Source organism: Pseudomonas sp. M2, assembly GCF_015751845.1.
Lineage (GTDB): Bacteria > Pseudomonadota > Gammaproteobacteria > Pseudomonadales > Pseudomonadaceae > Aquipseudomonas > Aquipseudomonas putida_E.
In genome coordinates this window covers 2097135-2115276 of record NZ_JADOUD010000001.1, presented here as the reverse complement: position 1 = coordinate 2115276, position 18142 = coordinate 2097135, and the positions used below count along the sequence as shown (strand labels likewise).

The following is an 18142-nucleotide window of genomic DNA, read 5'->3' as shown; positions in this document are numbered from 1 at the left end:
GCGAGCCTTCCAGCGCCTTATCCCCGAGGGGCGGCACCTGGTGATCGGCGTGCCGTTCATCTGGCTGTTCCTGTTCTTCATGCTGCCGTTCTTCATCGTGCTGAAGATCAGCTTTGCCGAAGCCGACGTGGCGATCCCGCCGTATACCGAGATCTACAGCTACGTCGAAGACAAGGTGCAGCTGGTAATCAACCTGGCCAACTATGGCCTGTTGACCGAGGATGAGCTGTACATCTCGGCCTATCTGGGCTCGCTGAAGATGGCCTTCATCAGCACCGTGCTGTGTTTGCTGATCGGCTACCCGATGGCCTATTCGATTGCCAACGCACGCAAGGAAACCCAGACCGTGCTGTTGCTGCTGATCATGATGCCGACCTGGACCGCGATCCTGATCCGCGTCTATGCCTGGATGGGCATCCTCAGCAACAACGGCCTGCTCAACGGGTTCCTGATGTGGACCGGGCTGATCGACCAGCCGTTGCAGATCCTCAACACCAACCTGGCGGTGTACATCGGCGTGGTCTATTCGTACCTGCCGTTCATGATCCTGCCGCTGTTCGCCAACCTGGTAAAGCACGACCAGAGCCTGCTCGAAGCCGCATCGGACCTGGGTTCGAGCACCTTCAACAGCTTCTGGAAGATCACCGTGCCGCTGTCGAAAAACGGCATTATCGCCGGCTGCATGCTGGTGTTCATCCCGGTGGTGGGCGAGTTCGTCATTCCGGAACTGCTGGGCGGCCCGGAAACCCTGATGATCGGTAAGGTGCTGTGGCAAGAGTTCTTCAACAACCGTGACTGGCCGGTGGCCTCTGCCCTGGCGGTGGTGATGCTGGCGATCCTGATCGTACCGATCCTGCTGTTCAACCGTAGCCAGGCCAAAGAAATGGAGGGCAGGGCATGAAGCGCTTCAGTTTCTCCAAGCTGATGCTGGTGCTCGGCTTGCTGTTCATCTACCTGCCGATGCTGATCCTGGTGATCTATTCGTTCAACGCCTCCAAGCTGGTAACGGTGTGGGGCGGCTGGTCGATCAAGTGGTACGTCGGCCTGCTCGACAACAGCCAGCTCATGGGGTCGGTGATGCGCTCGCTGGAGATCGCCTGCTACACGGCGGTGGCGGCGGTGGCTTTGGGTACCCTGGCAGCCTTCGTGCTGACCCGGGTCACCCGCTTCAAGGGCCGCACGCTGTTCGGTGGCCTGGTCACTGCACCGCTGGTGATGCCTGAAGTGATCACCGGTCTGTCGCTGTTGCTGCTGTTCGTGGCCATGGCGCAGACGATCGGCTGGCCGCAGGAACGGGGCGTGGTCACCATCTGGATCGCCCACACCACGTTCTGCGCGGCTTATGTGGCGGTAGTGGTGTCGGCGCGCCTGCGCGAGCTGGACCTGTCGATCGAAGAAGCGGCCATGGACCTGGGTGCCAAGCCGTGGAAGGTGTTCTTCCTGATCACCATCCCGATGATTGCGCCGTCGCTGGCGGCGGGCGGCATGATGTCGTTCGCCCTTTCGCTGGATGACCTGGTACTGGCCAGCTTTGTGTCCGGGCCCGGTTCGACCACCTTGCCGATGGAAGTGTTCTCCGCTGTGCGCCTGGGCGTGAAGCCGGAGATCAACGCCGTGGCCAGCTTGATCCTGCTGTCGGTGTCGTTGGTGACCTTCATGGTCTGGTACTTCAGCCGCCGCGCCGAAGAGCATCGCCGCAAGGCGATCCAGCAGGCGATCGAGGAGGGTGCTGCGGCCAGTGTGTCGCAGCCGCAGGTCAAGCGCCCGACGGCAGCCGCAGCGTCGGCCTGAGCGCGGTAGTCGCGGGCAAGCCCGCTTCCACAGGTAGGTTGCACGCCGCGAGGGCTGCATCGATCCAGTGGAAGCGGGCTTGCTGTTTCAGGGCCCGCATTGTCGCCTTGACTGCCCAACTGACCCTGGTCAGTGTTTTTTCTGAACCCTGATCTACGCTAACAGTCGCATCCCACGAATCGTTTGCGCGCAAGCTAGGAGCCTGCATGAGGGTGACGCGTTCACTGTTGGTCGTAGGCTTGGGGCTGCTTGGCCTGCTCACAGGTTGCAGCAAGGAAGAGGCTCCCGAGGTTTTGCCACGGGTCGGTGTATTGCAAGTCCAACCCACTGACTTCGCCGCCAGGGTCACCCTGACCGGTGATGTGCAGGCGCGTGTGCAGACTGATCTCTCGTTTCGCGTGGGTGGCAAGATCATCTCGCGCAGCGTTGACGTGGGCGACCACGTGAAGGCCAATCAGGTGCTGGCCCGGCTGGACCCCAAAGACCTGCAGAACAATGTCGATTCGGCCAAGGCCGAGGTGTTCGCCGCTCAGGCGCGTGTCACCCAGACCAGCGCCGCCTTTGTGCGCCAGCAAAAACTGTTGCCCAAGGGCTACACCAGCCAGAGCGAGTACGATTCCGCCGAAGCATCGCTGCGCAGCAACCAGAGCGCGCTCAAGGCAGCCCAGGCGCAACTGGCCAATGCCCAGGAGCAACTGGGCTACACCGCATTGGTGTCGGAGGCTGATGGGGTGATCACCGAGCGCCAGGCCGAGGTCGGTCAAGTGGTCCAGGCGACCATGCCGATCTTCAGCCTGGCGCGCGATGGCGACCGCGATGCGGTGTTCAATGTCTACGAGTCCCTGCTGGTGGCGCCGCCGAGCGATGCCGGGGTGATGGTCAGCCTGCTCGACGACCCCAAGGTCCAGGCCCAAGGCTTTGTCCGTGAAATCACCCCGACCGTATCGGCCCAGAGCGGCACGGTGCAGGTCAAGGTGGCCCTGCGCAATGTGCCAGCGGCCATGCGCCTGGGTTCGCCTGTTACCGCCACGGCCAACGCGCAAGGGCGGCCGAGCATCGAGTTGCCTTGGGCGGCACTGACCAAGGCCTTGCATGAGCCTGCGGTGTGGGTGGTGGGTGAAGGCGACAAGGTTGAGTTGCGCAAAGTCCAGGTAACCCGTTATCTGACCGGCAAAGTGGTCATCGCCCAAGGCATCAAAGGCGGTGAGACGGTTGTCGTCAGCGGGGGTCAGTTGTTGCATCCAGGCATGCAGGTCGAGAAGGTCGATGCCAAGGGCGGAGGCGCCGCGCCATGAATAAAGTACTGCTGATGTGTGCGGCATGCTTGCTGTTGATGGCCTGTGGCAGAGAGGAAGAACAACCCGAAGCTGTGCGACCGGTGCTATCAACCGTGGTCGAGGCCCAGGCGCAGTCGCAGCTTGGCCGCTTCGCCGGTACCATCCAGGCGCGCTATGAGAGCACGCTGGGTTTCCGGGTGGCCGGGCGCATTGCCCGACGCTGGTTGGATGTGGGGGCTCAGGTCAAACCGGGTGACACGCTCGCCACCCTTGATCCCACCGACCAGCAGAACCAGCTGCGCGCTGCCGAGGGTGACCTGGCCAGGGTCCAGGCGCAATGGATCAACGCCCAGGCCAATGCCCGCCGGCAACAACAGTTGTATGACCGTGGCGTCGGCGCCCAGGCCCAGTTGGACATTGCCCAGACCGACCTGAAAACCACCGGCGCGAGCCTGGAGCAAGCGCGCTCGGCGGTCAGCCAAGCGCGTGACCAGCTCGATTACAGTACCTTGCGCAGCGACCATACGGCGGTGATCACGGCCTGGCAGGCAGAGGCCGGGCAGACGGTCACCGCCGGTCAGGCGGTGGTCACGCTGGCCCGACCTGACATCAAGGAAGCCGTGATCGACCTCCCCATCAGCATCGCCGAACAGCTGACCAAGGACCTGACGTTCACGGTTGCCTCGCAGTTGGACAACAGCATCAATACCACTGCCACGCTGCGTGAGCTGGAGCCCCAGGCTGATGCCGCCACGCGCACCCGGCGTGCCCGCCTGACCCTTGCCAGTACACCCGATGCCTTCCACCTGGGCACCGCGATCAGTGTCACACTGACCTCGGCAATCACCCCGCGCAGCGAATTGCCGCTGAGCGCGCTGCTTGAACGCGATGGCAAGACCCAGGTATGGGTCATCGACCCGCAGCAAAAAACCGTCGCTACCCGCGACGTTGCCCTGCTGGACCGCACCGGCGACAGTATCGTACTGGCGTCTGGAGTGCAGCCTGGCGAGCGTGTGGTCACTGCCGGCGTCAACAGCCTCAAGCCTGGCCAGAAGGTCACCTTCGACGAGGATGCGCAATGAAAGGAAGCTTCAACCTGTCCGAATGGGCTTTGCGCCATCAGTCTTTCGTCTGGTACCTGATGTTCGTCGGCCTGCTGATGGGGATTTTTTCCTACTTCAACCTTGGCCGCGAAGAAGACCCTTCGTTCACCATCAAAACCATGGTGATCCAGACCCGCTGGCCTGGGGCGACCCAGGACGAAACCCTGTACCAGGTCACCGACCGCATCGAGAAAAAACTTGAGGAGCTGGACTCCCTCGACTACACCAAGAGCTACACCCGCCCGGGTGAGTCCACCGTCTACGTCTACCTGCGAGACACCACCAAAGCTGCTGACATCCCGCAAATCTGGTACCAGGTGCGCAAGAAGATCCAGGATATTCGCGGCGAGTTCCCACAGGGTATCCAGGGGCCAGGGTTCAATGACGAGTTCGGCGATGTGTTCGGCTCGATCTACGCGTTCACCGCAGATGGGCTGACCCTGCGCCAGCTGCGCGATTACGTGGAGCAGGCCCGCGCCGAGGTGCGCGAAGTCCCCAATATCGGCAAGATCGAGCTGGTCGGCACCCAGGATGAGGTGCTCTACCTGAAGTTTTCCACGCGCAAGCTGGCCGCTCTGGGCATCGACCAGCGTCAGGTCATGCAAGCCCTGCAGCAACAGAACGCGGTAACTCCGGCCGGGGTGATCGAAGCAGGCCCAGAGCGGATCTCGGTGCGCACCACCGGGCAATTCGCGTCAGAGAAAGACCTGCAGACCGTCAACCTGCGCATCAATGACCGTTTCTTCCGTCTGGCCGATATCGCCGATATCGAGCGCGGCTATGTCGACCCGCCGTCACCGATGTTCCGTTATAACGGCCAGACCGCGATTGGCCTGGCCATTGGCATGAAGGCCGGCGGCAACATCCAGGTGTTCGGCGCCGCACTCAAGAAGAAGATGGATAGCATCGTCAACGACCTGCCGGTTGGCGTGGGCGTTCACACCGTGTCCGATCAGGCGGTGGTGGTCAAAGAGGCGGTAGGGGGCTTCACCAGCGCACTGTTCGAGGCCGTGGTGATCGTGCTGGCAGTGAGTTTCGTCAGCCTTGGCGTGCGTGCAGGGCTGGTGGTGGCCTGCTCGATCCCGCTGGTGCTGGCCATGGTCTTCGTGTTCATGGAGTACAGCGGCATCACCATGCAGAGGATCTCACTCGGTGCGCTGATCATCGCGCTGGGTCTGCTGGTGGATGATGCGATGATCACTGTCGAGGTCATGGTCACACGCCTGGAAATGGGTGATAGCAAAGAGCAGGCGGCGACGTTCGCCTATACCTCGACCGCGTTCCCCATGCTTACCGGTACCCTGGTGACCGTGGCCGGTTTTGTGCCGATCGGCCTGAACGCCAGCTCCGCCGGTGAGTACACCTACACCCTGTTCGCGGTGATTGCCGTGGCGCTGATCGTGTCCTGGGTGGTGGCGGTGTTCTTTGCGCCAGTGCTCGGTGTGCATATTCTCAAGAGCGACAAGCTCAAGGGCCATGAGGCGGAGCCCGGCCGCGTGGGGCGGGCGTTCGAAGGTGGTTTGCTGTGGTGCATGCGGCACCGCTGGCTGACCATCATCGGCACCATCCTGCTGTTCGCCCTGTCGCTGTTCAGCATGCGCTTTGTGCAAAACCAGTTTTTCCCGTCCTCGGACCGTCCGGAAATCCTCGTCGACCTCAACCTGCCGCAGAACGCCTCGATCGAGGAGACGCGCAAGGTGGTCGATCGCCTGGAGGCGAAGATCAAGGACGACCCCGACATGGTGCGTTGGAGTACCTATATCGGCCAGGGCGCCATTCGATTCTACCTGCCGCTGGACCAGCAACTGCAGAACCCGTACTACGCCCAGTTGGTCATCGTCAGTAAAGGCTTCGAGGAGCGTGCGGGCATGATGGCGCGTCTACAGAAGCTGTTGCACGAAGAGTTCGTCGGCATCGGCACCAACGTGCAGTCGCTGGAAATGGGCCCGCCGGTAGGGCGGCCGATCCAGTATCGGGTCAGCGGCAAGGACATCGACCAAGTGCGAAAGCATGCGATCGACCTGGCCACGATGCTCAATACCAATGAACACATCGGCGAGATGATCTACGACTGGAACGAGCCGGGTAAGGTGCTGCGCATAGAAATCGCCCAGGACAAGGCGCGCCAGCTCGGGCTGTCGTCCGAGGACGTGGCCAATGTGATGAACAGCATCGTCAGCGGCGCGCCGGTCACCGAGGTCAACGACAACATCTACCTGGTGGACGTGATTGCCCGTGCCGTGGACAGCGAGAGGGGGTCACCAGACACCCTGCAGAACCTGCAGATCGTCACGCCCAGTGGCACCTCGATACCCTTGCTGGCATTCGCCACCGTGCGCTACGAGCTGGAGCAGCCGCTGGTATGGCGCCGCGACCGTAAACCTACTATCACCATCAAGGCGTCGGTCAACGGCGAGATCCAGCCTACCGACCTGGTCGCGCAGCTCAAGCCGAAGATCGATGAGTTCGCCAGCCAGTTGCCAGTCGGTTACGAGGTAGCCACAGGTGGTACGGTGGAGGAGAGCGGCAAGGCACAAGGGCCGATCGCCAAGGTCATCCCGCTGATGCTGTTCCTCATGGCGACGTTCCTGATGATCCAGCTGCACAGTGTGCAGAAGCTGTTCCTGGTGGTCAGCGTGGCGCCGCTGGGGTTGATCGGCGTGGTCGTGGCACTGGTGCCGACGGGCACGCCCATGGGCTTTGTGGCGATTCTCGGGATTCTCGCGCTGGCCGGTATCATCATTCGTAACTCTGTAATCCTGGTGACCCAGATTGATGAGTTCGAAGCCCAGGGCTATTCACCTTGGGATGCGGTGCTGGAGGCCACCAATCACCGCCGCAGGCCAATCTTGCTGACTGCCGCGGCGGCCAGTCTGGGCATGATCCCGATTGCCCGTGAGGTGTTCTGGGGGCCGATGGCCTACGCCATGATCGGCGGCATCATCAGTGCAACGCTGCTGACGCTGCTGTTCCTGCCGGCGCTGTATGTGGCCTGGTACAAGATCCGCGAGCCTCAGAAGCAATCCAGTTAGTCCTGCAGAAAGCTGGGGCCGCAGTGCGGCCCTTTAGCGAACTCAGCGAATAATAATTCTGGTTATATAAAAATTCTTAAACAGTATTTTTAAGAATATCAGCGCCTCTCTACTATTGCTCTCAAGCCAGGCGCATACCCCCTTCAAAAACCTCTGCCCGGCACCTCACTCACAGGAGAGCGAGCATGAGTGCATCTGTGCGCAGCATTGACGGTCAGGACGAAGCCACCATTTTGCGTGAGATCCAGAGCGCCTTGCGCGATCTGCGTTTCGGAGCGGTGGAGATTACCGTGCATAACGCTCAGGTCGTGCAGATTGAGCGTAAAGAGAAGTTCCGCCTGCAACAGCCCGGCAACAAACCCAGCTGATCACGCACCACACACAAAATTAGAAAAATGCCAATCGGGAGCTTCACCATGTCCATCCGCCGTTATGCACTCGCCGCGTTGGCCAGTGCTGTTTTTGCCGGTCCCGCCATCGCCAAGGACTACGAACTGCTGAACGTGTCCTACGACCCGACCCGTGAGCTGTATCAGCAATACAATGCTGAATTCATCAAGCACTGGCAGCAGTCTCACCCGGACGACAAGGTGAAGATCCAGCAGTCCCATGGCGGCTCGGGCAAACAGGGCCGCGCGGTGATCGACGGCTTGCGCGCCGACGTGGTGACCCTGGCCCTGGCGGGTGACATCGACGAGATAGCCAAGCTGGGCAAGACCTTGCCGGAGGACTGGCAGAAGCGCCTGCCGGACGCCAGCACCCCGTACACCTCGACCATCGTGTTCCTGGTGCGCAAGGGCAACCCGAAAGGCATCAAGGACTGGGGTGACCTGATCAAGAAGGACGTTGCGGTCATTACCCCCAACCCTAAAACCTCCGGTGGCGCGCGCTGGAACTTCCTCGCCGCCTGGGCCTACGGCCTGCAGCAAGGTGGCAGCGAAGCCAAAGCCAAGGAATACGTGCAGGAGCTGTTCAAGCACGTGCCGGTTCTGGATACCGGTGCCCGTGGCTCGACCATCACGTTCGTCAACAACGGCCAGGGTGATGTTCTGCTGGCCTGGGAAAACGAAGCTTTCCTGGCGCTGAAGGAAGACGGCGGTACCGACAAGTTCGAAATCGTCGTGCCTTCGCTGTCGATCCTGGCCGAACCGCCTGTGGCGGTGGTCGACAAGAACGCGCAGAAGAAGGGTAATGAACAGATCGCCGAGGAGTACCTCAAGCACCTGTACAGCCCGGCTGGCCAGAGAATCGCTGCCGAAAACTTTTACCGCCCACGTGACGCGAAGGTCGCTGCCGAATTCGGCAAGCAATTTCCGAAGCTGGATCTTGTAACCATCGACAAGGACTTCGGTGGCTGGAAGACAGCACAGCCCAAATTCTTCAATGATGGCGGGGTGTTCGACCAGATCTATCAGGCGCAGTAAACAGCCATGGAGAAGCGGGGCCGCCTTGCGGCCCTTTCGCGACACAAGGCCGCTCCTACAGGTAGAGCGTGGCCTGCGTCGCGTAAGGGCTGCGCAGCAGCCCCAGGATTCACAAGCCTGCACCCGCCTGGCACATCCGCCGGGCTTGGTGCGTTAAACCAGGGATCTTTATGTCACGTCGCATTTCCCCCGTCATACCCGGCTTCGGGCTGACACTGGGCTACACCTTGGTGTATCTCAGCCTGATCGTGCTGATACCGCTGGCCGCCATGTTCGTGCATGCCGCGCAGCTGACCTGGGAGCAGTTCTGGAACATCATCAGTGCGCCGCGTGTGATCGCCGCGCTCAAGCTGAGTTTCGGCACCGCCCTGTTCGCCGCCATCATCAATGGTGTTATCGGTACCCTGCTGGCTTGGGTGCTGGTGCGCTATACCTTCCCTGGGCGCAAGATCATCGATGCGATGATCGACCTGCCGTTTGCGCTGCCCACCGCCGTTGCAGGCATCGCCCTGACGGCCTTGTACGCACCTGGGGGCTGGGTCGGTCAGTTCGCCACCGACCTGGGCTTCAAGGTCGCCTACACCCCACTGGGCATCACCCTGGCGCTGACCTTCGTCACCCTGCCGTTCGTGGTGCGTACCGTGCAACCGGTGCTGGCGGACATCCCGCGGGAAGTCGAAGAGGCTGCTGCCTGCCTGGGCGCGAAACCACTGCAGGTGTTCCGGCACGTGCTTGCACCGGCCCTGCTGCCCGCCTGGCTCACAGGGTTTGCCCTGGCCTTTGCCCGTGGCGTGGGCGAGTACGGTTCGGTGATCTTCATTGCCGGCAATATGCCGATGAAGACCGAGATCCTGCCGCTGCTGATCATGGTCAAGCTCGACCAATACGACTACACCGGCGCGACTGCCATCGGCGTGCTGATGCTGGTGGTTTCCTTCATCCTGCTGCTGCTGATCAACCTGCTGCAGCGCCGCATCGAAACCCCTTGAAGGAGGCCGGCATGTCCAGTTCATCCCTGAGCACTAACGCCGCCGCCAATGCCGCACGTCGCGGCAGCGCCACGTCGCGGCGCATCCTGATCGGCCTTGGCTGGCTGGTGTTCGCACTGTTTCTGCTGCTGCCGCTGGTGATCGTGGTATCGCAGGCGCTGAAGAACGGTTTCGGTACCTTCTTCGAGGCGATCTTCGAGCCTGATGCCTTGTCGGCGCTGAAGCTGACGCTGCTCGCCGTCGTCATCTCGGTGCCGCTGAACCTGGTATTCGGCGTCAGCGCCGCCTGGTGCGTGAGCAAGTACACCTTCCGTGGCAAGAGCATCCTGGTCACCCTGATCGACCTGCCGTTCTCGGTATCGCCGGTGATCGCCGGCCTGGTCTACGTGCTGATGTTCGGCGCCCAAGGCTTTTTCGGGCCTTGGCTGCAGGACCACGATATCCAGATCGTCTTCGCTTTGCCGGGCATCGTGCTGGCGACCATCTTCGTCACCGTGCCCTTCGTTGCCCGTGAGCTGATCCCGCTGATGCAGGAGCAGGGTACCCAGGAAGAAGAGGCTGCGCGCCTGCTCGGTGCCAACGGCTGGCAGATGTTCTGGCACGTGACCCTGCCGAACATCAAGTGGGGCCTGATCTACGGTGTGGTGCTGTGTACTGCGCGGGCCATGGGCGAGTTCGGTGCGGTATCGGTGGTCTCGGGCCATATCCGTGGCGTCACCAATACTTTGCCGCTGCACGTGGAGATCCTCTACAACGAGTACAACCACGTCGCGGCCTTCAGTGTGGCCAGCCTGTTGCTGATCCTGGCGCTCTTCATCCTGCTGCTCAAGCAGTGGAGCGAGAACCGTATTAACCGCCTGCGCCATAGCGCAGCGGAGGAATAAGTCATGTCGATCGAAGTTCGTAACGTCAGCAAGCGCTTCAACAGCTTCCAGGCCCTGGACAACATCAACCTGGATATCTACAGCGGTGAGCTGGTGGCCCTGCTCGGCCCCTCTGGCTGTGGCAAGACCACCCTGCTGCGCATCATCGCCGGCCTGGAAACGCCGGATGACGGCAATATCGTGTTCCACGGCGAAGACGTATCCGGCCACGATGTACGCGATCGCAACGTTGGTTTCGTGTTCCAGCACTACGCGCTGTTCCGCCACATGAGCGTGTTCGACAACGTTGCCTTCGGCCTGCGCATGAAGCCCAAGGGCGAGCGCCCGAGCGAGAGCAAGATTGCCGAGAAGGTTCATGAACTGCTGAACATGGTGCAGCTGGACTGGCTGGCGGACCGCTACCCTGAACAGCTTTCCGGTGGCCAGCGCCAGCGTATCGCCCTGGCCCGCGCTTTGGCGGTGGAGCCCAAGGTGCTGCTGCTCGATGAGCCGTTCGGTGCCCTCGATGCCAAGGTGCGCAAGGAGTTGCGCCGCTGGCTGGCGCGTTTGCACGAGGACATCAACCTGACTTCGGTGTTCGTCACCCACGACCAGGAGGAGGCCATGGAAGTGGCCGATCGCATCGTGGTGATGAACAAGGGGGTGATCGAGCAGATCGGCTCCCCGGGGGAAGTGTATGAGAAGCCGGCCAACGACTTCGTCTACCACTTCCTCGGCGACTCCAACCGGCTGGCGTTGAGCGAGGGTCATCATGTGCTGTTCCGCCCGCACGAGGTGTCGTTGTCGCGCCATGAAACAGAAGGGCACCATGCCGCCGAGGTACGTGATATCCGCCCATTGGGCGCGACTACCCGGGTGACTTTGAAGGTGGAAGGGCAGAGCGAGCTGATCGAGGCCGAGGTGGTCAAGGATCACGACAGCCTGACCGGCCTGGCGCGAGGTGAGACGCTGTTCTTCAGGCCAAAGGTCTGGCAGAAGGTGGCGGATATCTGAGTTGCTTTAGCGGGTGAAAAACCCGGACAAGGTCCTGATGCCTGCCAGTTAAGCGATTCGGGGCCGCTTTGCGGCCCATCGCCGGCAAGCCAGCTCCCACTGGTACAGCGCAGACTCAAGAACTGCGCTGTACCAGTGGGAGCTGGCTTGCCGGCGATGGGCTGCGGAGCAGCCCCAATGCTAAACGGTTGGCAGGCTCGTTTTGATTTTTGGTTATTAGTAAATATCTTCTTATTCCTTTAAGGATATAAACCCTTCCCTATACTTGCCTCCAAGTACGCAAATTCACAGGAGGCTTCCCCATGCGCAATGAGTCCATTCGCTACCTGATTGTGCCTGGTTGGCAAGGCTCGCCAGACAATCATTGGCAGAGTCACTGGCAGCGCACCTTGCCCAACAGCGCGCGGGTAGAGCAGCACGACTGGCTCACCCCACAGCGCCAGGACTGGGTGCAGGCGTTGGAGCAGGCAATCGCTGCTGAACGCTCGCCGGCGATTCTCATTGCCCACAGCCTGGGCTGCATCACGGTCGCCCATTGGGCTGCCCAGGCCAGCCCGGCCTTGCTGCGGCGCGTACGCGGCGCGCTGTTGGTTGCCCCGGCAGATGTCGAGCGGCCGACCTGCTCGCCCGCCCTGCGCAACTTCGCGCCAATGCCGTTGCAGGCCCTGCCATTTCCCAGCCAGGTGGTCAGCTCCGACAACGACCCTGCCGTGAGCGTGCCGCGCGCGCTGTACCTGGCTCAGGCTTGGGGCGCAGAAGCGGGGTTGCTGACCAATGCAGGGCATATCAACGTCAAATCCGGGCATGAACGCTGGGAGCAGGGGTTTGCCTACCTGTATCGCCTGCAAAGCCGTGTCGAACAGCGCGCGCTGCGCCGCGCCTGATCGCCACCACTGTTTATCGTTTGCCTGACGCCCGGCCCGCAGAGGTTTGGGCGGGAGTTAGTCATGACTTTTCAAAACCCGTTTGGCCAGCCGCTGCTGACCTTCCCTGAACTGGACAAGAGCCCACTTAGCATTCGTGCCAAGGCGCTGGTGTTCATCGACCCACGCTCGCAGCAGTTGCGCCAGGCGCTGGACCGCCTGGCACCGCAAGCCTTGCCGGTGCTGATCCGCGGTGAGACCGGTACCGGCAAGGAGTTGCTGGCACGGCAAATCCACCGGGCCAGTGACCGTGGTGGGCTGTTCGTCTCGGTAAACTGCGCGGCCATCAGCCATACCTACGCCGATGCTGAGCTGTTCGGCTACAGCGCCGGCACCCATGGAGGTACCGCCAGCAGCCGGGCGGGCTGGTTCGGATCGGCCAATGGCGGCACGTTGTACCTGGATGAAATCGCCGACTTGCCGTTGGCGATCCAGGGCAAGCTGCTGGCCGCGCTGGAAAACCGTGAAGTCATCCGCGTCGGCGCGCAGCTGCCGCAACCGGTGGACGTACGCCTGGTGGCTGCGACGAGCATTGACCTGGCCCGGGTGGTCAAAGCTGGCAGGTTCAATGAACGCTTGTACCAGTACTTGCGTGAGGGCTCGCTGGAGCTGCCTCCGTTGCGTGAGCGCTGCGGCGATATCCTGCCGTTGGCTGAGTATTTCGTAGGTATCTACTGCGCACGCCTGCAGCGCCCTGTGCCGTTAATCAGTGAAGCGGCCCAGCAGGTGCTCCAAGCCCACGCGTGGCCCGGCAATACCCGCGAACTGGAAAACATCATCCACTTCGCCCTGCTGGTGAATGATAGTGAAGAGATCCAGCCACAGGACCTCGACCTGCCGAATACCCCGCGCTAGACGTTGCTCATAAACAAAGTGGGTAATGGCAATTTGCTTTTGGAATAAGCAGCTAATTAAAAGGTATTGTTGCGGAATAAAAAATCTCGGTATCTTGCGGCTCACGCCCGCTGATGAAACGGTTGGGCACCTGACTTCGCCATCACAGATGGCCCAGAAACAAAACAAGGACCACCATGAAGAAGACCCTGCTGACCACTGCCCTGGCCGCTGCCCTGTCGTTCTCCGGCCTGGCTGCCGCCGCCGAGAAACTGGTGGTTGCCGCGACCCCTGTGCCCCATGCCGAAATTCTGGAGCTGATCAAGCCGACCTTGGCCAAGGAAGGCGTGGACCTGCAGATCAAGGTCTTCACTGACTACGTACAGCCCAACGTACAGGTAGATCAGAAGCGCCTGGACGCTAACTACTTCCAGACCCTGCCTTACCTGAAGAGCTTCAACGAAGGTAAAGGCACCCATCTGGAAACCGTGATCGGCGTGCACGTCGAACCGTTCGGTGGCTACTCGAAGAAGATCAAGAACCTGTCCGAACTGAAGGATGGCGCCACCGTTGCCATTCCTAACGAAGGTAGCAACAGTGGCCGCGCCCTGATCCTGCTGCAGAAGGCTGGCCTGATTACTTTGAAAGACCCAAAAAACGCCCTGGCCACTCCGAAAGACATTGCCGAGAACCCGAAGAACCTGAAGTTCAAGGAGCTTGAGTCGGCCATGCTGGCGCGTGTGCTGGACCAGGTCGACCTGGACATGATCAACACCAACTACGCGCTGGAAGCTGGCCTGAACCCGGCCAAGGATGCGTTGGTGATCGAGGGTAGCGACTCGCCGTACGTGAACTTCCTGGTGGCCCGCCCGGACAACAAGAACAGCGAGGCTATGCAGAAGCTGGCCAAGGCCCTGACCAGCCCTGAGGTCAAGGAATTCATCGCCAAGAAGTACAGCGGTGCGGTGCTGCCGGCGTTCTGATTCGCCTGCTTAACCCTTGCATGAAAAACGCCGACGCATTCGCGTCGGCGTTTTTTTGGGGGGTGGCACAACGCTCAGCGTTGGCTACCCAATGCCCGGCTCAATGCCAGCAGCCACAGCAGTTGTTCGTTGGAGTCAGTCGGGAAGGGGCTTTTCATCGTTATCGTCCTTGTAGTGTGATGGCCGTGCGGATCGCAGTCTGAAGCTGTTGGAGAAGCCGACCCGAAGAAAAGTTTCCATCACTCTGTGGGGACCAGACGCAAGGTAGTGTGGGCCGGTATCACCCCCATTTGGGCGCGCTGATACTGCCCCTCGATATAGCCTTCAGCCTGATCCGAATAGTGCCGATCGAACGGCACACCACTCTGCCCGACCGGGTTGCTGGTCAACGCCTGCCCAGCGTCGGCGAAATCGATCAACCGCCGCGTCGAAGGTCCATACGTCACCGGCCACGGCGCAGGCCCGATTTTCGCCGACAGGTTGTTGGGCACCTCATGGGTACCCGGCGCGGCAAACGGGCCGACGTTGAACAGCAGGTTCAACGGCTTTTTAACACCCAGTGGATGGTTGTGCGTCAGGGTATGCGCCTTGCCCCATTGCCAGCTGGCCGGGTCTTTGCCAAAGGTTGCGCGCAGGTGCCCGAGGGTTTGCTGCCAGGCGATGCGCACGATGGCGGTGCGGTCGGTACGTTGGTTGGCGCCGCGCGTGTTCCACCACGGTGATTGCGCGTCCGCCGCCAAGCGGGGCAGGGCAGAGTCGATGGTGCGGGTACTGATGAGCACCGGGAACCAGGTATCGCCCAGCTCGTCATGCAGCGCGGCATGTGCCAACTGGTAGAGAAACTGGTTGAACAGTGTGGCGCTGGTCGAGTCCAGCGGGTGATCTCCGCGCCAGGCGGCCAGTTGCTCTACCAGCTCCTTTTCCTCATCGCCCTGGGCGATGTCGCGCAGGGTCGCAAGCAGGGGCGCCAGGGTGCGTGGGCCGTAGTCGTTGGCGGTGTCCAGTTGCAGCGCCTGGCTGTTCTCGGTATCCCATTTCATTTGCGGGTTTGCCAGGTGGCGGTCCAGCTGGCGGCCCCGGTCCGGCAAGTTGTAGTAGCCCGGTATCGGCACCGCTGCTGGCGGCTGGTAGTTCGCTGAAACGATGTAACCGCTGGCCGGGTTTTCCTGCTGTGGGTTGACGCTGAAAGGGTAGAAACCCAGCTTGTCGGCCTGGTGGCTCGCGCCATCGAGGATGAACGACGGGTTGACGCCATCCGGGCGGATCGGCAGTTGCGCCGCAGCCCACCAACCGATATCGCCACCTGCACTGGCCCAGACGAAGTTGAGCCCCGGCGCCTGAACCTTGGCCGCCGCCTCGCGCATCTTGGCAAGGGAGTCGGCACGGTTGAGCTGATAGAAGCCTTCGAGGATCGGATTCTCGGTTTCCAGGAAGGCCCACCACATCGCGATTGGCGTCGTGCCGGCGGTCGCGCCCAGCACGTCGTTGACGATCGGCCCGTGGGGTGAGCGGCGCAGGCTGATGCTGACCGGCTGCTCGCCTTTGACGGCGATTTTCTGCTCAGTCTTTTCCAGTGTTCGCCACTGGCCCTCGACCATGACCTGATCGCTGTTGGCCGGGTTGGTCTTTTCCGCAATCAGGTCGACATCGTCGTTCTGGAACATGGTCAGGCTCCAGCCGAAGTCGCGATTGTGACCGAGCAGCGCGAACGGGTTCAGCGCCTGGAAGTAGCCGTACAGGTTGAACCCTGGCGCCGACAGCTCGGCCTCGTACCAGACGGCCGGCACCGCGAAGCTGATGTGCGGGTCGCCGGCCAGCAGCGGCTTGCCGCTGCGGGTACGGCCGCCGGCCACTGCCCAGGCATTGCTGCCTTCGAATTGGGGAATGCCGGCATCGCCAAGGGCTTGGTGGCTGAGGCGGGCGAGGGTTTCAAGGCCCTGCCAGTCCTGCGCCGCCAGCGGGGTCCCCAGCGCGCCGTCAGGTTGCCAGTCGAGGTCGAAAATCTCCAGGTACTGCGGCCCGAGCTGGTCGCGGATGTAGGTCAAGGCAGGCTCGGTGCGGAACGCGGCGGCAAAACTGTAGGCCAGGTAGCCGGCAATGCTCAGGGTGTCTTCAGCGGTGAACGGTCTGGGCGTTATGCCTATAAGGTCAAACTCCATGGGTTTGGGGTGGCTCGCCTGCCAGGCGTTGATGCCATCGAGGTAGGCTTGCAAGGCCTTCCATGCGGGGGATTGATGGTCCAGGCGCTGAACCATCAGCGCCGCCTGATCACGGATGCGCAGGCTGCGGAACAGGGTATCGGTGGCCAGCAGCTTGTCGCCCAGCACCTCGGCCAGTTCACCGCGGGCCAGGCGGCGCATGATTTCCATCTGGAACAATCGGTCCTGGGCATGCACGTAGCCGAGGGCGCGGTACAAGTCTGCTTCGTTCTGCGCCTGCAGGTGCGGCACGCCGCGGGTGTCATAGCGCACACTGACCGGAGCCTGCAGGCCGGCTACCGCTACCTCGCCGTCACGCTGCGGCAGTTTGCCGTGCACGTACCAGTAACCGGCACCGGCGGCCACGGCCACTACCACGGCCAAAAGGGTCAGGCTGCGCTTCATTGAAGCTCCTTGTGCATTCGAGCGGGAATTGTGGTCCGATCTTCGGCGGATTCGCGCAAAGAGCATAGCCCTCGACAGGAGTTTCCATGTCCCTCAGCGAAAAACAGAAAATGCTCAGCGGCCAGCCCTACCACGCCGGCTGCCCCGAACTACAGGCTGAGCAAATCGCCAGCAAGCACTGGATGCAGCGCTACAACACCAGCTTCGAGTTGCTTAACGAAGCCCGTAACGGCCTGCTTGCCGAGCACTTCGGCCATGTGGGCGAAGGCACGGTCATCCGCCCGCCGTTCTATTGCGACTACGGCTACAACATCAGTGTCGGCCGCAATACCTTCATGAATTTCAACTGCGTGATCCTGGACGTGCTGCCGGTACGTATCGGCGATGATTGCCAGATTGGGCCGGCGGTGCAGATCTACACCGCCGATCACCCGCTCGACCCTGAACTGCGGCGTACCGGGCTGGAGAGCGGACGGCCGGTGACCATCGGCAACAATGTGTGGATCGGTGGTGCGGCAATCATCCTGCCTGGAGTGACCATTGGCGATAACGCAGTGGTTGGTGCGGGCAGTGTGGTGACCCGCGATGTGCCGGCAGGCGCGGTGGTGGTCGGTAACCCGGCGCGCGTGCGTCAGCCGGCCCAAGGGCAATAGCAGCCGACGGCCAGCGTGTTCGATGCGGTGATGTGGCGGCCATCGAGCAGGGCCTTGAGGATCGGCTCGATGAAGCTGTTGCTGGCGTTGCACACCGCGCCTTCGCTGTAGGGGCCGAAGTACGCGAGGTTGCCTTGGCGGTCCCAGATCGCTACGGCCGGAGAGGCGGGCAGGTTTTCGCTGCCCGGCAGGTGGGTGATGGGTTGCAGGCGGGTGAGGCTTGCCGGCATCTGGCCATGGCTGCCCGGCTTTTGCACGACGTGGAAGGCCACGCCCTTGTCTGCGAAATGGCTGACCAGGTCACCCAGGTGCTGCTGGTTGCCGACATTGCACGGGCAGGTCGGGTCCCAGAAGTGCACTACGCGAACCGGGCCGGGGCCGGCGAGCTCTGCGGGCAGGCGCAGCTGGCTGCCGTCGAACAGCGTGGTCTGGCTTTCGAACGGGCGCAGGTAGCGGGACTGAAAGCTGTCGTATGCCCACCAGAGCACGGCGGCGCATGACAGTAATGCAATGGCTGAAAATATCGGCTTGATCGTTCGAGTTTTCATGGCACATCCGCAGCCTTTGGAGGAGCGGTCTTGTTGATTGAAAAAGTGGCCAAGCTTGCCACGGCGCAGCCAAGAGCTGAATATCCCGGATCAATACTCGCTTCG

The 18142-nt window shown here is 61.7% G+C and carries 16 protein-coding genes; 14 read left to right on the top strand and 2 right to left on the bottom strand.

All coding sequences use genetic code 11. The features are described from left to right. The first annotated feature begins 19 nt into the window (after positions 1-19). From IWW33_RS09815 to IWW33_RS09755, 13 genes are all read left to right on the top strand, one after another. Positions 20-901 carry an ABC transporter permease subunit gene (locus tag IWW33_RS09815; protein ID WP_172655290.1) on the top strand — a complete coding sequence of 294 codons (882 nt, stop codon included), beginning with the start codon at positions 20-22 and terminating at the stop codon, positions 899-901. Next, the gene (locus IWW33_RS09810; protein ID WP_174141045.1) at positions 898-1791 is read left to right on the top strand and encodes an ABC transporter permease subunit; all 894 of its coding nucleotides are present in this window, start codon (positions 898-900) and stop codon (positions 1789-1791) included. Before IWW33_RS09815 ends, IWW33_RS09810 begins: the two co-directional genes overlap by 4 nt. A gap of 206 nt (positions 1792-1997) precedes the next feature. Beyond that, on the top strand, positions 1998-3086 hold the full coding sequence (locus IWW33_RS09805) for an efflux RND transporter periplasmic adaptor subunit (protein ID WP_119688094.1): 1089 nt from the start codon (positions 1998-2000) through the stop codon (positions 3084-3086). Beyond that, positions 3083-4150, top strand: coding sequence for an efflux RND transporter periplasmic adaptor subunit (locus IWW33_RS09800; protein WP_012312235.1), 1068 nt, complete (start codon positions 3083-3085; stop codon positions 4148-4150). Before IWW33_RS09805 ends, IWW33_RS09800 begins: the two co-directional genes overlap by 4 nt. Further along, a complete protein-coding gene (locus IWW33_RS09795) occupies positions 4147-7203 on the top strand; it encodes an efflux RND transporter permease subunit (RefSeq protein WP_174141044.1) in 3057 nt (1018 codons plus the stop codon). Before IWW33_RS09800 ends, IWW33_RS09795 begins: the two co-directional genes overlap by 4 nt. A gap of 185 nt (positions 7204-7388) precedes the next feature. Next, on the top strand, positions 7389-7571 hold the full coding sequence (oscA, locus tag IWW33_RS09790; RefSeq protein WP_119688096.1) for a sulfur starvation response protein OscA: 183 nt from the start codon (positions 7389-7391) through the stop codon (positions 7569-7571). A 48-nt stretch (positions 7572-7619) separates the two neighbouring features. After that, on the top strand, positions 7620-8627 hold the full coding sequence (locus IWW33_RS09785; RefSeq protein ID WP_174141043.1) for a sulfate ABC transporter substrate-binding protein: 1008 nt from the start codon (positions 7620-7622) through the stop codon (positions 8625-8627). A gap of 170 nt (positions 8628-8797) precedes the next feature. Further along, positions 8798-9616 (top strand): sulfate ABC transporter permease subunit CysT, encoded by an 819-nt coding sequence (cysT, locus tag IWW33_RS09780; RefSeq protein WP_174141042.1) that lies wholly within the window; start codon positions 8798-8800, stop codon positions 9614-9616. 11 nt (positions 9617-9627) lie between these two features. After that, a complete protein-coding gene (gene cysW / locus IWW33_RS09775; protein ID WP_046786986.1) occupies positions 9628-10500 on the top strand; it encodes a sulfate ABC transporter permease subunit CysW in 873 nt (290 codons plus the stop codon). A gap of 3 nt (positions 10501-10503) precedes the next feature. Beyond that, positions 10504-11493, top strand: coding sequence for a sulfate ABC transporter ATP-binding protein (locus IWW33_RS09770; protein WP_174141041.1), 990 nt, complete (start codon positions 10504-10506; stop codon positions 11491-11493). A 302-nt stretch (positions 11494-11795) separates the two neighbouring features. Next, positions 11796-12377 carry an alpha/beta hydrolase gene (locus tag IWW33_RS09765; protein WP_174141040.1) on the top strand — a complete coding sequence of 194 codons (582 nt, stop codon included), beginning with the start codon at positions 11796-11798 and terminating at the stop codon, positions 12375-12377. 63 nt (positions 12378-12440) lie between these two features. Then, a complete protein-coding gene (locus IWW33_RS09760; protein WP_115273334.1) occupies positions 12441-13271 on the top strand; it encodes a sigma 54-interacting transcriptional regulator in 831 nt (276 codons plus the stop codon). A 176-nt stretch (positions 13272-13447) separates the two neighbouring features. Next, on the top strand, positions 13448-14233 hold the full coding sequence (locus IWW33_RS09755) for a MetQ/NlpA family ABC transporter substrate-binding protein (protein WP_046786990.1): 786 nt from the start codon (positions 13448-13450) through the stop codon (positions 14231-14233). A gap of 239 nt (positions 14234-14472) precedes the next feature. Here IWW33_RS09755 and IWW33_RS09750 read toward each other — a convergent pair whose 3' ends face one another. Then, a complete protein-coding gene (locus IWW33_RS09750; RefSeq protein WP_119688100.1) occupies positions 14473-16836 on the bottom strand; it encodes a penicillin acylase family protein in 2364 nt (787 codons plus the stop codon). A gap of 86 nt (positions 16837-16922) precedes the next feature. Here IWW33_RS09750 and IWW33_RS09745 point away from each other — a divergent pair, with 86 nt between their 5' ends. Next, positions 16923-17489, top strand: a complete 567-nt coding sequence (locus IWW33_RS09745) for a sugar O-acetyltransferase (protein WP_119688101.1) — start codon at positions 16923-16925, stop codon at positions 17487-17489. Here IWW33_RS09745 and IWW33_RS09740 read toward each other — a convergent pair. Next, positions 17468-18037 (bottom strand): DUF6436 domain-containing protein, encoded by a 570-nt coding sequence (locus tag IWW33_RS09740; protein WP_119688102.1) that lies wholly within the window; start codon positions 18035-18037, stop codon positions 17468-17470. The genes IWW33_RS09745 and IWW33_RS09740 overlap by 22 nt on opposite strands. Positions 18038-18142 lie beyond the last annotated feature (105 nt).

Bases quoted from the DNA above. Each gene is read 5' to 3' on its own strand.
- IWW33_RS09770 (WP_174141041.1), top strand. From the start codon at position 10,504: ATGTCGATCGAAGTTCGTAACGTCAGCAAGCGCTTCAACAGCTTCCAG.
- oscA (WP_119688096.1), top strand. From the start codon at position 7,389: ATGAGTGCATCTGTGCGCAGCATTGACGGTCAGGACGAAGCCACCATT.
- cysT (WP_174141042.1), top strand. From the start codon at position 8,798: ATGTCACGTCGCATTTCCCCCGTCATACCCGGCTTCGGGCTGACACTG.
- cysW (WP_046786986.1), top strand. From the start codon at position 9,628: ATGTCCAGTTCATCCCTGAGCACTAACGCCGCCGCCAATGCCGCACGT.
- IWW33_RS09755 (WP_046786990.1), top strand. From the start codon at position 13,448: ATGAAGAAGACCCTGCTGACCACTGCCCTGGCCGCTGCCCTGTCGTTC.
- IWW33_RS09760 (WP_115273334.1), top strand. From the start codon at position 12,441: ATGACTTTTCAAAACCCGTTTGGCCAGCCGCTGCTGACCTTCCCTGAA.
- IWW33_RS09795 (WP_174141044.1), top strand. From the start codon at position 4,147: ATGAAAGGAAGCTTCAACCTGTCCGAATGGGCTTTGCGCCATCAGTCT.
- IWW33_RS09785 (WP_174141043.1), top strand. From the start codon at position 7,620: ATGTCCATCCGCCGTTATGCACTCGCCGCGTTGGCCAGTGCTGTTTTT.
- IWW33_RS09740 (WP_119688102.1), bottom strand. From the start codon at position 18,037: ATGAAAACTCGAACGATCAAGCCGATATTTTCAGCCATTGCATTACTG.
- IWW33_RS09810 (WP_174141045.1), top strand. From the start codon at position 898: ATGAAGCGCTTCAGTTTCTCCAAGCTGATGCTGGTGCTCGGCTTGCTG.
- IWW33_RS09750 (WP_119688100.1), bottom strand. From the start codon at position 16,836: ATGAAGCGCAGCCTGACCCTTTTGGCCGTGGTAGTGGCCGTGGCCGCC.
- IWW33_RS09805 (WP_119688094.1), top strand. From the start codon at position 1,998: ATGAGGGTGACGCGTTCACTGTTGGTCGTAGGCTTGGGGCTGCTTGGC.
- IWW33_RS09765 (WP_174141040.1), top strand. From the start codon at position 11,796: ATGCGCAATGAGTCCATTCGCTACCTGATTGTGCCTGGTTGGCAAGGC.
- IWW33_RS09745 (WP_119688101.1), top strand. From the start codon at position 16,923: ATGTCCCTCAGCGAAAAACAGAAAATGCTCAGCGGCCAGCCCTACCAC.
- IWW33_RS09800 (WP_012312235.1), top strand. From the start codon at position 3,083: ATGAATAAAGTACTGCTGATGTGTGCGGCATGCTTGCTGTTGATGGCC.